Here is a 15,464-nt window from a genome sequence, read left to right on the forward strand (position 1 = left end):
GGGTGGGACGCAAACGATTGCGATGCTGTCTTGCAGCATGAACGCGCGTTTGGAACGGGTGATATGTTCATGGAGTGCAAGAATGCGGGCGGTCGATCCGACGAAACGTGCGGCGCAGGCGCTTTTGCGCGACGCGGAAACGATTTCTCCCGATGAAGGCGCGCGACGGAAGGCTTGACGGTTTCCCCGATGCGGCGCGAATTTTTTCGGGCGTACGATCGCGATTCGATCAACGTTTCGTCAGGAGAAAAGCATGGATCGCCGCTTTCGTTGGCTGGCCGTTGCGCTCACCTGCGCGCTGGCGGGCGCCGCCCACGCGCAGGCCCTTACCGGTACGCTGAAGAAGATCAAGGACACGGGCGTCGTGTCGCTGGGCATTCGCGAGTCGTCGGTGCCGTTCTCGTATTCGGACAACCAGCAGAAGAACATCGGCTATTCGCGGGACATCGCGTCGCGCATCATCGACCAGTTGAAGACGGATCTGAACCTGCCGAACCTCGCGGTGAAGGAGATCCCGATCACGTCGCAGAACCGGATTCCGCTGCTGCAGAACGGGACGATCGACTTCGAATGCGGCTCGACGACGAATACGCTCGAACGGCAAAAGCAGGCCGCGTTCTCGAACAGTATCTTTTTGTATGGCATCCGCTTCAGCACGCGCAAGGATTCGGGCGTGAAGGACTTCGCGGACCTGGCCGGCAAGACGGTCGCGACGACGGCCGGCACGTCGGACGAGCGCCTGTTGCGCAAGCTCAACGAAGAGAAGGCGATGAACATGACGATCATCAGCGCGAAGGATCATGCCGAAGCGTTCATGAACGTCACGACCGGGCGCGCGGTCGCGTTCGTGATGGACGAGCCGCTGCTGTACGGCGAGATCGCGAAGGACCGCAACCCCGCTGCGTATACGGTCGCGGGCACGCCGCTCGTTCACGAGAACTACGCGTGCATGATGCGCAGGGACGATCCGGCGTTCAAGCGTGTCGTCGACGGCGTGATCGCGAAGATGCAAACGTCGGGCGCGGCCGAGAAGCTGTACGACCGGTGGTTCATGCAGCCGATTCCGCCGAAGGGCGTGAGCCTCAACTATCCGCTGTCGGCTGAGATGAAGCAGTTGTTCAAGAATCCGACGGATCAGGCGCAGTACTGATTCGGCCGTCGCAATGAAAAACCGCCGGCGCGTGCCGGCGGTTCGAGCGCAGGGCGCCGAGCGGCGCGAAGCGCGTCAGGCCTTGATTTCCGGGCCGCGTGCGGTGGGTGCGGCCGGTGCGGCCGGCCTTGCGGGGGCCACCGACGGCATCGGCGGCTGGGCCGGGACGATGACGAGCACCGGTTGGGGCGCGGCCCACGCCGGTATCGCGAACCCGACGGGCTGCGGCATCGGCATTGCGAACGCGTTGGCGAGCGCGATGTGCTGCAGCGCCATCATCTGCTGCTGCATCGCGACCATCTGCGCCTGCGCCGCCTGCATCCGGTACTGCGCGGCCTGTATTTGCCGCAACGCCGCCGCGGGCGGCACGCCGCCCGACGACGACGTCTGCATCTCGAAGCTCGCGCCGCCTTGCGGGCTACTCCAGCTCCACGTGCTGACCTTCATCGGGCCGACGGCCGTCTGGACGACGCGCGTTTCGGCTTTCACGGGCACGGCTTGCCCGTCGACGTTGACGAACATCGGGTGGGCGGCCGCCGCCGCGCCGGCCTGCCCGGCCAGCGCGAACACGGGCACCAGCGCCAGCGCACCCGCCGCCATATACGAACGGAATCGCATCTTCGTATCTCCATCAAACGAGACTGATCGAATCAACAATGACGTACGGCTCACGAAGTGAGCCATCCGGGACAATGCGACCGTCGGCTTAAATCAACATTAAAATTGCCGCCGGCCGGCCCGATCAGCAGATTTCAGGACGTGCCGCCATCGGCATTCAACCTCGCCCGTGCCAGGGGAATCCTGTCGCCCGGTGCAACAACGGGCACAATACGGAATTCGCCACGATCGCACGCATGTTCGGCATTCGAACATTGATGGTGCGGCCTGCTGCCCGACCTCCTTCCCAGTCTTCATGAACGCCACGCCCACGCCCGCGCGCGAGTCCAATTCGCCGCGCTTCCTGCTGTTCCTGATCTGCCTGTTCGCATCCGCCGGCCAGCTCGCGATCGATATCTATGTGCCCGCGCTGCCCGACATGGCCCGCTCGTTCGCGACCACGCCGCAGGCGATCCAGTCGAGCGTGTCCGGCTACATGGCGGCCTACGCGCTCGGCCAACTGATCTTCGGTCCGATCGCCGACGCCTACGGACGCAAGCGCGTGCTCGCGTTCGGGCTCGTGATCTACACGATCGGCTGCCTGCTGTCGCTCGGCGCGCCGAACCTGGAAACGTTCGTGCTCGCGCGCTGCCTGCAGGGCTTCGGGATCGCGACCACCAACCTGCTGGCGAAGGCGATCATCACCGATTCGTTCTCCGGCCAGGCGTTGATGCACGCGTTCACGTACATGTCGATCGCGTGGGGGCTGGCGCCGATCATCGCGCCGGTGATCGGCGCGCACCTGCAGGAATGGTTCGGCTGGCGCGCGTGCCTCGTGTTCCTGCTGGTCTACTCGCTGGCGATGTGGGCGCTGCTGTGGCGCTACCGCGAAACCTTGCCGAAGCCCGTGCATCTCGAGCCGCGCACGCTGATGACGAACGCGGGCAAGGTGCTGGCGAGCCCGGTGTTCCAGAGCTGTTTCCTCGCCCAGGGGCTCTGCTACAGCATCCTGCTGGTGTTCAACATCGTCGGCCCGTTCATGGTGCAGACCACGCTGCACAAGCCGCCGACCTTCTTCGGTTATCTCGCGCTCGGCATCGGCCTCATGTATTTCCTCGGCGGCCTGTCGAACCGGATTCACGGCCGCGGGCTGCCGAGCGCCGAGCAACGGCTGCGTATCGGCGCGCGCGCGATGGCGGGCGCGTCGATCGCGATGCTGGTGCTGGCGCTGACCGTCGGCCTGCGTGTGTGGACGCTTGCGACGCCGGTGCTCGTGATGGGCTTCTGCGCGGGTGCGATGTATCCGACGCTGATGGCCAAGGGCAATTCGCTGTTTCCGCATATCGCCGGCCTGACGAGCGCGATTCTCGGCTGTGCGCTGCTGCTCGTGTCGTCCGCGATGATGGGGCTGGCAGGGTTCGTGTCGATTCACGTGCTGACGCCGCTCGCGGTGTTCTTCGTCGCGTTGTCGTTCATCGTCGTGTGGATGGTGACGAAGCTGCTGCGGTATCTGTCGCAGCAGCAGGCGGCGACGGTGGTGTGCGGAAGCGGGGAGGCGGCGTAAGCGCCGGCTCGCGATCGACTCATGAACCGGATCCTGCTGAATCGCGTCGCCCGGTCCGACGCCGCCGATCTGATCGCCGCGAACCGCGCGAGCCGGAGCCATCATCTGCCGTGGGTCGATTCGTTCATCGACCAGGCCGGGTTCGATCAATGGTTCGCCCGCTGCCTGACGGGGCCGAACGTCGGGTTTGTCGCGCGCGCGGGCGTCAGGCGCGGTGGTCGGCGTGGTGAACCTCAACGAGATCGTCGGCGGCGTGTTCCAGAGCGCTTATCTTGCGTACTACGGAATGGCGGATTTCAGCCGCAAGGGGCTGATGACGGATGCGCTGCGCGCGGCGATCGACGTCGCGTTCGGCGAACTCGGGCTGCACCGGCTCGAAGCGAATATCCAGCCCGGCAACCATGCGTCGATCGCGCTGGTTCGACGGCTCGGGTTCAGGCAAGAGGGATTTTCGCCGCGCTATCTGCGCATCGGCGGCGAATGGCGCGACCACGAGCGTTGGGCGTTGCTGGCCGACGACGCGCACGAAGCCGGCGCCTGACGGTCGATTCTCGTCCCGCCTCGCGGCGCTTACAGCGGATGGGCGGCCCCGGCCTGCTGCAACAGCGACACGGCCGCCGGATCCGGCAGTCCGTTCGGGGCGATCGCTCCGGCCTTGGCCAGCGCGACGAGATCGCTGTCGACGCCCGGCTGCCCGACCACGAACGACGTGGTCAGGAACGCCGGCGCGGCGAGCGTGACCGCATAGCGCTGTTGCAGGTTCGTCACCACGGCCGATTGCGCGGCCTGCACGGTGTCGGGGCTGTTCATCGCCGGCTGGTAGCGCAGGGTGCCCTGGAAATTACCGATCAGCCCGGCCGTGTTCGTTCCGAGTTGCGCCGCGAGATAGACGAGCATCAGCTCGGTCTCGGGCGTCGTGTTGAAGGTGCCGCCCGCGTAGGCGAGCGAATGCAGGCTCGCGCCGCCCGACGCCACGGTGATCACGCATGGCAGCGCCGCGTCGAGCGTCACATGGTAGTCGCCGCCTCCGTCCGTCAGCGTCGTTGCCGAGCCCGCCGCGCAATTGACCGTGACTTGCGCGCTCGCGAGCGCGTCGCCCGTCGCGGCCGTGCCCGACAGCGAGACGGTTTGCGTGTTGTCGTTGAAGCACGCGTCGACGCCGAAGCAGGCATCGCCGTTGCAGGCCTGGAGGGCGGCGAGCGTTGCAGCGCACAACGCGCCCAGCGCGGGGCGGGTGAAGCGCGTAAGGCGAATGTTCATGGTCGCGGGCAATCCGAGAGAATGAGGCAACCGGTGCGCGTGGGGGAATGCGGCGCTGTTGTCATTCTATGTCGTGATCCGGGGAAAGCGAATACGGCCGGCCAATAAGGCCGGCTCACCGGTTCAAGGCTTGCGCGTGGCCGGCTTCGCGAACGCGCCGCGCACCTCGAAGCCGATCGCATCCGCGACGTTGCCGCGCGCGTCGACGAGTTCGAGCCGGTGCCGGCCCGGCCACGGCAGCCACGCGACGCGATCGGCGTGGCCGATCACCTTGTCGTCGAGCCGCCACGCGAACTTCGTTGCCCGCCCGGCCGAGCGTTCGAACCAGATCCGCTGGTTTTTCGGCGGAATGTCCGGGTCGATCGCGAAGATCGTGCCGTCGGTCGGCGCGCCGATCGTCAGCGGCGCGCGCGCCGCGTCCTTGCCGGGCGTGACCGGCGCCGCGAGCCGGATCGTGTCGACCGCCGTGCCCGCGATGAACCACTCGTTGCGGGCCGGCTCGATATCGCGCTCGAACGCGATGCGGCGCGTCTCGACGCCGGCCGGCGCGCGCGGCGCACGGCTCGGCAGATCGCGGTGCAGGTAGCCGACGACGGCCGACCACACGGGCGACGCGCCCGTGACGCCCGACACGTCCCACATCGGCGAACCGTCCGCATTGCCGACCCACACGCCGACCGTATAGCGCGACGTGAAACCGATCGTCCAGTTGTCGCGCATGTCCTTGCTCGTGCCGGTCTTGACCGCGGAGAAGAAGCGCGTCGCGAGCGGGTTGTCGAAGCCGAAGGTGCGCACGCGCGCGTTGTTGTCGGACAGGATGTCGGTCACGATGAAGCTGGCCGCTTCACTGAACACGCGCGTACCGGCGTCCGGACGCGCGGATGCCGATGCGCCGGATGCGCCGGATGCGCCGGATGCGCCGGATGCGGGTGTCGATGCAGCGGCGGGCAGGTCGACGACCTTGCGTGCGACGCCGCCGTTCGCGAGCGCGCGGTATGCGTTGGTCAGCGACAGCAGCGTGACGTCCGCGCTGCCGAGCGCGAGACTGAAGCCGTAGTAATCGCCTTCTTGCGCGAGCGGCAGGCCGAGCGCGGTCAGCGTGCGCGCGAAGCGGTGCGGCGTGACGAGCACGAGCGTGCGCACGGCCGGCACGTTCAGCGAGCCGCCGAGCGCGCTGCGCACGCTCACCCAGCCCTTGAAATCCTTGTCGTAGTTCTGCGGAATATAGAGGCCGCCGCCGGCCGCGAGGTTGATCGGCGCATCGTCGAGCAGCGACGCGGCGGTCAGCCGTTTCTCGTCCAGCGCCTGCGCATAGAGGAACGGCTTGAGCGTCGAGCCGGCCTGGCGCGGCGCGAGCACGGCATCGACGTCGCGCGCGCTCGACAGCGCCCCCGACGAGCCGACCCACGCGCGGATCTCGCCGGTCGCGTTGTCGATCACGACGACCGCGCCGTCCTGCACGTTGCGTCGGTGCGCGGGCGCATTGAGCTCGGTCAGCGCGCGCATCAGCGTGTCCTGCGCGAAGCGCTGCAGCGGGGCATCGAGCGTCGTGCGGACTTGCGCGCCGGCCGCCGGCTTGACCTCGGCCGCGATGCGCCGCGCGAAATGCGGGGCGAGGGCGGCGCCGTCGTCGCGTACGGCGTTGGCCGGGCGCGCGGTGACGAGTTGCACGTAGCCGTCGAGCGATGCGCACGCCTGCGCGGCCTGCATGTCGCGCAGGATCCGGCACGCGCGTTCGGCGATCTTCGCCGGGGCCGCGTTGGGCGCACGCACGAGTGCGGCGGCGATGGCGGCCTCGCGTGCGTCGAGCCCCGACGGCGCCTTGCCGAACAGCACCTGCGACAGCGAGCCGAGCCCGATCGTCTCGCCGCGGAACGGCACCAGGTTCAGGTACGCCTCGAGGATCTGATCCTTGCGCCAACTGCGTTCGAGCCACAGCGCGTTCACGGCCTGCGTGGCTTTCTGGGGCAGCGAGCGCTGGCCCGAACGGCGCGGCGAATCGCTGAGCAGGCCCGCGAGCTGCATCGTGACGGTCGACGCGCCGCGTGTGCGCTCATTCCACAGGTTGCCCCATGCCGCGCCGGCGATCCCGCGCCAGTCGACGCCGCTGTGTTCGTAGAAGCGCTTGTCCTCGGACACGACGATCGCCTCGCGGAACGCGGGCGATACGTCGGCGAGCGACACCCAGTCGCCGCGCCGTTCGGTGAGGTCCACACGCGTGCGCTGCAGCGGCGTGCCGTCGCGCGCGAGCAGCACCCAGTCGGAGCTGCGCCAGTTGCGGCGCACGTCGTCGTAGCCGGGCAGCGCATGCGCGACGAGCGGCGCGGCCAGCACCACGGCGACGAAGATGCGGCCGGCGAAACGCGCCGGCCGCGGCAATGCCAGATCGATCATCGCGGTCTCGTCACTTGCCCGCGTCGGCCGGCTTCACGGTCATCGGCGGGTTCGGCCACAAGCCGTACACGGACGGCGCATACAGCGCCTCGACGCGCGTCGGCGGCAGTCCGAACGTGCCGACGTTGTTCAGCCGCACCGTGTACTCGACCGAGAATTTGCCCTTCGGCAAATAATCGTAGTACGCGCGGTAGCCGTCGAAGTCGCGCTCGATGAACGCCGGCCACGCGCCGTCGGGCGTTTTCTCGCCCTGCGTCGCGGCTTCGGAATCGCGACCGAGGCCCGATCCGAGGATCGTCGCGCCGGCCGGGATCGGATCGTTGACGGCGACCCACGTCATGTCGCTTTGCGCATCGATGTCGAGATGCACGCGCACGACGTCGCCGCGCGTCAGCACGCCCTTGACGGCCGGCGACACGGGCGTGACGGTCTTCGTGATCCGGTAGCCGGCCGCGAACGGCGCGCGCAACGGCACGGCCGCGAGGCTTTCGACCGTGGCCCACGGGCGGCCCGTGCCGTCTTGCGTGACCGACAGCGTGGCCGGCCCCTGCGACGCACGCGGCCACGGCATCAGCACGCTGCGCGCGGCGGCCGCGCGGGTCGCCGGCGTGGCTGACGCCGGCGCATCGGCGGGCGCGGCCGATGCCGCCTGCGACCACGAGATCGTGCGCTCGTCGCCGCCCAGCGCCACCTTCGTCGCGCCGGCGACCGGCGTGCTCTCGTAGGTGCGCGAGAAGCGCTCGATCGCGAGCAGGCCGAGCGCGTTCGACGTCGTCGTCTGCCACGCGCCCTGACGTTGCAGCGCGAGCAGGCCGGCGGTCACGCGCGGCATTTCGTCCTTCCATGCCGGGTCGCCCGCGAACTCCAGCGCGAGACGCGCGGCGTTGGTCTCGTTGCTGGTCATCAGCCACCACAGATCGTCGTCGCGCGCGGTCGAGAACACGAGCTGCGTGCCCTGGTACGTCAGGCGCGCCCGCAGGATCTGCTCGACCTTCGCGCGTTTCTCGTCGCGTTGGGGGATGTCCTTCACGCGCGTGAGAATCGCGTGATAGTCGATCACCGCCGACGTCGGCCACTGGTTCGGCGCGATCTCGATCGAACCGAGCATGCGGCCCTGCGCGGCGCCGTAGCGCGACAGCGCCTCGATCGCGGCGAGCTTGCGCAGGTCGCGATCCTGGCGCGGCGCCCACGTGTTGCGCTCGAGGCGGCCGTCGACGAAGCGCGCGAGCCCGGCCTCGAGCTGCGTGCGCAGGTCTTCCGGCAGCGCGAAGCGCGGATCGAGGCGGCTTGCCTCGTCGGACACGACGAGCAGGTATGACGACAGCGTCGCGCTGCCGTGATGCGAATCGTCGGACGACGGCGGGAAATAGCTCGCGAGCCCGTCGCTGTCCAGATAGACGGGCATCCGTGCGATCAGCGCCTGCCATTGCGCGGGGTCGCGCAGGCCGATTGCGCGCGACGTCTGCTGTTCGAGGCAGCGGTACGGATAGCGCTCGAACCAGCGCCGCACGCCGGGCAGGCCGTCGGCGAGCTTCGACTGCAGCGACACGGCGATGCCGCCGCGCGGCAGCCCTTGCGCGTTGTTCGCGGCGCCGGCCGGGGAGGCCACCGGCACCGTCAGCGTGCCGTCGACCTGCGCGAGCGTCGCCTGCTGCACGGTCACCGGCAGCGCGGGCACGACCTTCTGCGCGACGGCCAGCGCGTCGGACGCGCGCTTGCCGCCTTGCTCGGCCGCCTCGATGCGCCAGTTCAGCGCACCGGCCGCATCGAGCGCCTGCTCGGGCACGGTGATCGTCCATGCGACCTCGGTCGCCGCATTCGCCGCCAGCGATACCGTTTGCGGCGCGACGTCGAGACCCGTCACGCGTGGCGTCACGACGACCTGCATCGCACGGTCGGTCGTGTTGCGCAGCGTGACCTGCGCGCGGAACGCGTCGCCTTCGCGCACGAGCGGCGGCAGGCCGGAGATCAATTGCAGATCCTGCGTGCTGCGGATCGACGTGCTGCCCGTGCCGAAACGGTCGGGGCCGACCGCCGCGATCGCGACGATCCGGAAGCGCGTGAGCGCATCGTTCAGCGGCACGTCGACGGTTGCGCTGCCGTTCGCATCGAGCGTCACGCGCGGGTTCCACAGCAGCAGCGTGTCGAATAGCTCGCGGGTCGGCGCGCTGCCGCCGCCGCCGCCGGCCGGCACCGCCTTGCGGCCGAAGTGGCGGCGGCCGACGATTTCCATCTGCGCGGTGGCTGTTTCGACGCCGTACGCGCGCCGGCGCAGCATCGCGTCGAGCAGGTCCCAACTGTTGTTCGGCATCAGTTCGAGCAGCGCTTCATCGACGGCCGCGACGGCGATCTGCGTGCCCGCCGGTGCCGGCTGGCCGTTCGGCAGCGTGACCTTCACGTGCGCCTGCGCCTTGCTGCGTACCGTGTAGCGGGTCGCGTCGGTCGTCACGGTCACGCCGAGGCGATGAACGCCCGTGCCGACCTTGATCTCGCCGAGGCCATAGCGGAACGCGGGCTTCGACAGGTCGACGAACGCGGTCGGCGCCTCATAGTGGCGGCCTTCGCGCCAGAACGCGCGCGCCCATTCGACCGGTGCCTTCCAGCCCCACGTGAAGAACGAGTACCACGGCACCTCGCGAATCCGCCCGCGCAGCGCGAGCACCGACACGTAGACGTTCGGCCCCCACGATTCGCCGACCTTCAGGTCCACGGTCGGGTTCTTGCCGTTCAGCTCGACGATGTGCGTCTCCATCACGCCGCCGCGCTCGACCGCGACCAGCGCGGTCGCGTAACGGAACGGCATGCGGACCTGGAAGCGGGCCGTTTCGCCCGGTTCGTACGACGTTTTTTCGGGGATCACGTCGATCCGGTCGGTATTGTCGCCGCCGAACCAGAGTTCGTCCTCGCGCGTGACCCATACCGACGTCGATGCATTCGACGTACGGCCGTCGCCGTCTTTCGCGACCGCGATCAGCTGCACGTTGCCGGCCTGTTCGAGCGTCGCGTCGCAGGCCATGCGGCCCTTGTCGTCGGTCTTGCCCGAGCACAGCACGCCGAGGTCGCGCGTGTCGCTCTTGTTGTCGTACGCATAGAAGCCGCCGACCATCCGCTTGCGCGACGACGTCGTGATGCGCGCGACGCCCTTGATCTCGATCGGCACCGACGCGCGCGGCTTGCCCTGCAGATCGACCGCCAGCGCCTGCACCGGCACGCGCTGGCCGACCGACACCCCGCGGCCGGCCTTGATGCCGGCCACCACCGCGGCCGGCCACAGGATCGTGTCGCCGCGGATCGTCTGCACTTCGCCGTTCGGGTCCGCGAACGTCGCCTCCAGCGCGATGCGCTTCGGTGCGTCGACGTCCGGCAGGCCCTTGAGCGTGACCGAGCCCGCGCCGTTGCAGTCGAGCGTCAGCGGCAGCTTGTCGGCGATCAGCTTCGTCGCGTCGGGATCGTTGCTCGACGCCGACGACGACGCGTTGTCGCCGTCCTGCGCATCGTCGTCGGCATTGCCGTCGCTCGTGTCCGGGCGATACGGCGTGAAGCTGAAATCCTCGAAACGATCCGCGAACGGCGGCGACGCCCACTTCATCAGCGCCGACACCTGCACGGGCAGGTTCGATGCGCCGCCGCCCGACACGTAGTCGATCTGCACCGCGAGCGGCGCTTCCTTGACCGCGACGAGCGGGCTCTTCTGCGCGTCGCGCGCGCCGATCGAGCCTTTCAGCACCGGCAGGCGGAACGCCTCGACGCGGAAGCTGCCGCTGTAGTAGGTGGCGGTCGGCGCATCGTCCGGGCCGCCTTCGAGTTCGACGCTGTATTCGCCGAGCTTCGCGGCGGCCGGCAGCGTGAACTGCGAATCCGCGCTGTGGTCGGCCGCCCACGTGAGCGGCAGCTTGTACGTCTGGCCCGTGCCGAGATGCCGGATCGTCACGCGCGTCGGGTATTGCGACGGGAACGCGAGGCTTTGCAGCGTCTCGGTGCGGATGAAATGCTTCATCGACACGGTTTCGCCGGCGCGCAGCAGCGTGCGATCGAACACCGTATGCGCGCGCACGGTCGGCGCGCTGTCGGTGTCGGTCGGCACGTTGAAGCGCCACGATTCGATCCCGCGGTTCCAGTCCGAGCTGACGAACGCCATGTCGGGGCCCGTCTTCGGATCGTCGACGCGCGCCGACACGAAGTAGTCGTCGAAACGCTGTTCCGACGAGCTGCACGCGCGCTTCGGCTCGAACGGCCCGTCGATCTTCAGCAGGCCCTGCGCGTCGGTCTTGCCGGCCGCGATTTCGTCGCCGTTGCAGTCCGACACGCGGATCTGCGCATTCGGCACCGGCTTGCCCTTGTCGAGCGTCGTGACCCACACGAGGTTGTTTTCGCGGCCCTGTTTCAGGTGCACGCCGAGGTTCGTGACGAGCACGGTGGTGCGCACGTACATGCTCGACGGTTTCGCGAGCAGCGAGCGGCCGAGCGCGGGCGACGCGAGTTCGAGCACGTAGAAGCCGGGCTTCTCGATCGGCACGCCGACCACTTCGAACGGGCGCAGCGCTTTCGGATCGGCTTTCGGCAGCGTCAGCACCTGCGCGCCGGGCTCGCCCGCGAGCAGCGACAGCGAGCGCACGTCGATGCGGCGGTTCTTCGGCGCGGGCTGCTTTTCGCCGGCCTCGAGCGGCACATAGACGGGGCGTTGCCCCTTGCGTTCCAGCAAGCCCGGAATCTGGCTGTCGATCGAGCCGGCCGTCATCGACCAGTTGTCGAAGCGATCGACGGTGCGCATCCATTCACGGATCGCGGTGTCGTTCTCGACCTTCAGGTTCGCGAATTGCGCGCCGCCCGCATTGAGGCCCGCGATATGCAGGTCGGCCTCGACGTTGCGCAGCGTGACGGGCACCAGCGCGGGCGTGCCGGGTTCGGCGAAGCGCTCGACGATCCCGAAGGTGCCCGACGAGAATTTCGCGAGCGGCGGCATCGGTGCGGTGCGCGTCGCGAGCGGAAACAGGTCGGCGTTGGACAGCGGCCGGTCGGTCACGTCGTGCAGGCCGGACGGCAGCTCGACGGTCAGGCCGGCCTGCGCGGGCAGCGGCGGATTGAACGTGACGGTCGTTACTTCCTCGCTGTGATCGTCGGCCGCGAAGGTCGGCGACAGCGTGCCGTCGGGGCCGCGCAGCTTGATCGCTTCGGCCTGCTTGCGCGCGATCGGCGCATTGAACGACAGCGTGAGCGGGCGCAGCGGCGTGCAGGGCGCTTTCGCGTTCTCGCGTTCGCACGAGAAGCTCGCGGCGAACGGGGCGCGCACGGTGAAATCGAAGCGCCGTTCGGTTTCGTTCGCGATGCCGCTCGGGCTCGCGACGCCCTTGCCGTACACGAGCTGCATCTTCGCGCTTGCCGGCAGCGCCTGCGCGCACGACAGCGTCAGCACGCGCGCCGCCTCTTTTTTCAACCCGAAATGGTCGAGCAGTGCGTTTCGCGTATCGTCGTCGGCCGCCGTGACGGGAATGCGGTTGCCGATGCCGGCCGCTTCGCACCAGATGTTCGCGACTGCCGAACGCGGCTCGGCCGGGCCGTTCAGCTTCATCACGAAGACCTGCCGCTCCTCGATCTCGCGCGAGCCGGGGCGTACCGACACCGGGAACGGGCCGCCCGTCTGGAACGTGAAGCGACGCGGGCCGCTGGCCGCATTGCCGGCGACCGAGCGCAGCGTGTCGTTGAGCGCGACCGAGCAGCGTACGCCCGGCGGCAGGTCGCTTTCGAAATCGTAAACCCAGGTCTTGTCGTCGAGCCAGTGGCCCGAGCCGCGCGCGGCCGTCGAATCGTTGCAGGTCACGCGCGCCGGACTCGGCGCGGAGGCCGAGCCGAACGCGACCATCGGTTCGTCGAACTTGACGACGCTCTGCCGGACTTCGGTGATCGTGCCTTGCGGCGACACGCTCACCGTGCGCGCCGCGCCCGCATGCAGCGACAGCGCCGCGGCGCCGCCGAGCGCCGCGACGGCGCCGATGCGCCAGAGCAGCCGGGTCGTGTGGTTGGTTGGGTTTGTTTCTTTGTTGTGCTTGTCGCGCTGCTTCATCGCTCGATTGCCCTCGGAGGGAAGCTTTCTGTTTGATTGCACGCGATTCTAACCGACCGCCATGCGCGCGCAGTGCGGCGTGCGGGTGCAGTGTGTGGTCGGCACGCGACACGGGTATGCGGGCAACGGATCTGTCGCGCCGACGACACAAAATTGCAGCGAAATCTCGATTGTCTCGGATGGCGGAACATTTAATCGACTATAAAAAGATTGTTTGATCCGGCTTGAGCGCGTACATTTCAGGTCCGCGCCAATGTTTGAGAAATATCAAGCGTGGTTTTCCCGAATCCGGTGTTCGAGAGAAGGAAACATGCACAACGACAACACCCCCAAATCGCGTCGTGACAACGACGCAGCCGCAACCGGCATCACGCGGCGTCAATGGCTGCAGGGCGCACTGGCGCTGACGGTGGCGGGCCTCACCGGCTCGCTGGCGTTGCGGGCCCTGGCCGACGATCCCGGCACCGCGCCGCTCGATACGTTCATGACGCTTTCCGAAGCATTGACCGGCAAGAAAGGGCTGAGCCGCGTCACCGGCGAGCGCTATCTGCAGGCATTGCAGAAGGGCTCGTTCAAGACGGCCGACAGCCTGCCGCAACTCGCCGGTGCGCTCGCATCCGGCTCGCTGAATCCCGACCAGGAATCGCTCGCATTGACGATTCTCGGCGCGTGGTATCTCGGCATCGTCGATAACGTCGTGATTACCTACGAAGAAGCATTAATGTTCAGCGTGGTGTCCGATACCCTCGTGATCCCGTCGTATTGCCCCAACAAACCCGGCTTCTGGGCCGAAAAACCGATCGAGAGGCAAGCCTGATGGCCGATACCGATACGCAAAAAGCCGACATCGTCGTCGTCGGATCGGGTGTCGCCGGCGCGATCGTCGCGCACCAGCTCGCGATGGCGGGCAAGTCCGTGATCCTGCTGGAAGCCGGCCCGCGCATGCCGCGCTGGGAAATCGTCGAGCGTTTTCGCAACCAGCCCGACAAGACCGATTTCATGGCGCCGTACCCGTCGAGCCCGTGGGCCCCGCATCCGGAATACGGCCCGCCGAACGACTACCTGATCCTGAAGGGCGAGCACAAGTTCAACTCGCAGTACATCCGCGCGGTGGGCGGTACGACGTGGCACTGGGCCGCGTCGGCGTGGCGCTTCATCCCGAACGACTTCAAGATGAAGACCGTGTACGGCGTCGGCCGCGACTGGCCGATCCAGTACGACGACCTCGAGCATTACTATCAGCGCGCCGAGGAAGAACTCGGCGTGTGGGGCCCGGGCCCCGAGGAAGATTTGTACTCGCCGCGCAAGCAGGCATACCCGATGCCGCCGCTGCCGTTGTCGTTCAACGAGCAGACCATCAAGAGCGCGCTCAACGGCTATGACCCGAAGTTCCACGTGGTGACCGAGCCGGTCGCACGCAACAGCCGCCCGTACGACGGCCGGCCGACTTGTTGCGGGAACAACAACTGCATGCCGATCTGCCCGATCGGTGCGATGTACAACGGCATCGTCCACGTCGAGAAGGCCGAGCAGGCCGGCGCCAAGCTGATCGACAGCGCGGTCGTCTACAAGCTCGAGACCGGGCCGGACAAGCGCATCGTCGCCGCGATCTACAAGGACAAGACGGGCGCCGACCATCGCGTCGAGGGCAAGTACTTCGTGCTCGCCGCGAACGGCATCGAGACGCCGAAGATCCTGCTGATGTCCGCGAACCGCGATTTCCCGAACGGCGTCGCGAACAGCTCCGACATGGTTGGCCGCAACCTGATGGACCATCCGGGCACCGGCGTGTCGTTCTACGCGAACGAGAAGCTGTGGCCGGGCCGCGGCCCGCAGGAGATGACGTCGCTGATCGGTTTCCGCGACGGCCCGTTCCGCGCGACCGAAGCCGCGAAGAAGATCCACCTGTCGAACATGTCGCGCATCAACCAGGAGACGCAGAAGATCTTCAAGGCCGGCAAGCTGATGAAGCCCGAGGAGCTCGACGCGCAGATCCGCGACCGTTCCGCGCGCTACGTGCAGTTCGACTGCTTCCACGAAATCCTGCCGCAACCCGAGAACCGCATCGTGCCGAGCAAGACGGCCACCGACGCGATCGGCATCCCGCGCCCCGAGATCACGTATGCGATCGACGACTACGTGAAGCGCGGCGCCGTGCACACGCGCGAGGTCTACGCGACGGCCGCGAAGGTGCTCGGCGGCACCGACGTTGTCTTCAACGACGAGTTCGCGCCGAACAACCACATCACGGGTTCGACGATCATGGGCGCGGATGCACGCGACTCGGTCGTCGACAAGGACTGCCGCACGTTCGACCATCCGAACCTGTTCATCTCGAGCAGCTCGACGATGCCGACCGTCGGTACGGTGAACGTGACGCTGACGATCGCGGCGCTCGCGCTGCGGATGTCGGACACGCTGAAGAAGGAAGTCTGACC

8 protein-coding genes and 1 pseudogene are annotated in these 15,464 nt (G+C 67.8%); 5 read left to right on the forward strand and 4 right to left on the reverse strand.

What is annotated here, in order from left to right; genetic code table 11:
* Nucleotides 1-253 precede the first annotated feature (253 nt).
* Nucleotides 254-1,150 (forward strand): glutamate/aspartate ABC transporter substrate-binding protein, encoded by an 897-nt coding sequence (locus tag AC3IFE_RS06985; RefSeq protein WP_089469970.1) that lies wholly within the window; start codon nt 254-256, stop codon nt 1,148-1,150.
* Nucleotides 1,151-1,225: 75 nt separating this feature from the next.
* Here AC3IFE_RS06985 and AC3IFE_RS06990 read toward each other — a convergent pair whose 3' ends face one another.
* Entirely contained in the window at nt 1,226-1,768 is a 543-nt protein-coding gene (locus AC3IFE_RS06990; protein WP_301738338.1) for a hypothetical protein, read from the reverse strand.
* A 295-nt stretch (nt 1,769-2,063) separates the two neighbouring features.
* Between AC3IFE_RS06990 and AC3IFE_RS06995 the strand changes: the two genes are divergently transcribed.
* Nucleotides 2,064-3,311 (forward strand): multidrug effflux MFS transporter, encoded by a 1,248-nt coding sequence (locus AC3IFE_RS06995; RefSeq protein WP_489190008.1) that lies wholly within the window; start codon nt 2,064-2,066, stop codon nt 3,309-3,311.
* 21 nt (nt 3,312-3,332) lie between these two features.
* A pseudogene (locus tag AC3IFE_RS07000) lies at nt 3,333-3,852 on the forward strand (GNAT family N-acetyltransferase).
* Between the two features lie 29 nt (nt 3,853-3,881).
* Here AC3IFE_RS07000 and AC3IFE_RS07005 read toward each other — a convergent pair.
* From AC3IFE_RS07005 to AC3IFE_RS07015, 3 genes are all read right to left on the reverse strand, one after another.
* Entirely contained in the window at nt 3,882-4,571 is a 690-nt protein-coding gene (locus AC3IFE_RS07005) for a hypothetical protein (RefSeq protein WP_489190009.1), read from the reverse strand.
* A 123-nt stretch (nt 4,572-4,694) separates the two neighbouring features.
* Nucleotides 4,695-6,965, reverse strand: coding sequence for a penicillin-binding protein 1C (gene pbpC, locus AC3IFE_RS07010; RefSeq protein WP_489190010.1), 2,271 nt, complete (start codon nt 6,963-6,965; stop codon nt 4,695-4,697).
* A 10-nt stretch (nt 6,966-6,975) separates the two neighbouring features.
* Nucleotides 6,976-13,026, reverse strand: coding sequence for an alpha-2-macroglobulin family protein (locus AC3IFE_RS07015; protein WP_489190011.1), 6,051 nt, complete (start codon nt 13,024-13,026; stop codon nt 6,976-6,978).
* Nucleotides 13,027-13,336: 310 nt separating this feature from the next.
* Here AC3IFE_RS07015 and AC3IFE_RS07020 point away from each other — a divergent pair, with 310 nt between their 5' ends.
* Together AC3IFE_RS07020 and AC3IFE_RS07025 are read left to right on the forward strand one after the other, a co-directional pair.
* Nucleotides 13,337-13,843: a sugar dehydrogenase complex small subunit gene (locus AC3IFE_RS07020; protein ID WP_489190012.1), complete on the forward strand. Its 507-nt coding sequence runs from the start codon at nt 13,337-13,339 to the stop codon at nt 13,841-13,843.
* Nucleotides 13,843-15,462, forward strand: a complete 1,620-nt coding sequence (locus AC3IFE_RS07025; protein WP_489190013.1) for a GMC family oxidoreductase — start codon at nt 13,843-13,845, stop codon at nt 15,460-15,462. Before AC3IFE_RS07020 ends, AC3IFE_RS07025 begins: the two co-directional genes overlap by 1 nt.
* Nucleotides 15,463-15,464 lie beyond the last annotated feature (2 nt).

Source organism: Burkholderia sp. APQ4-4ca, from assembly GCF_057837105.1.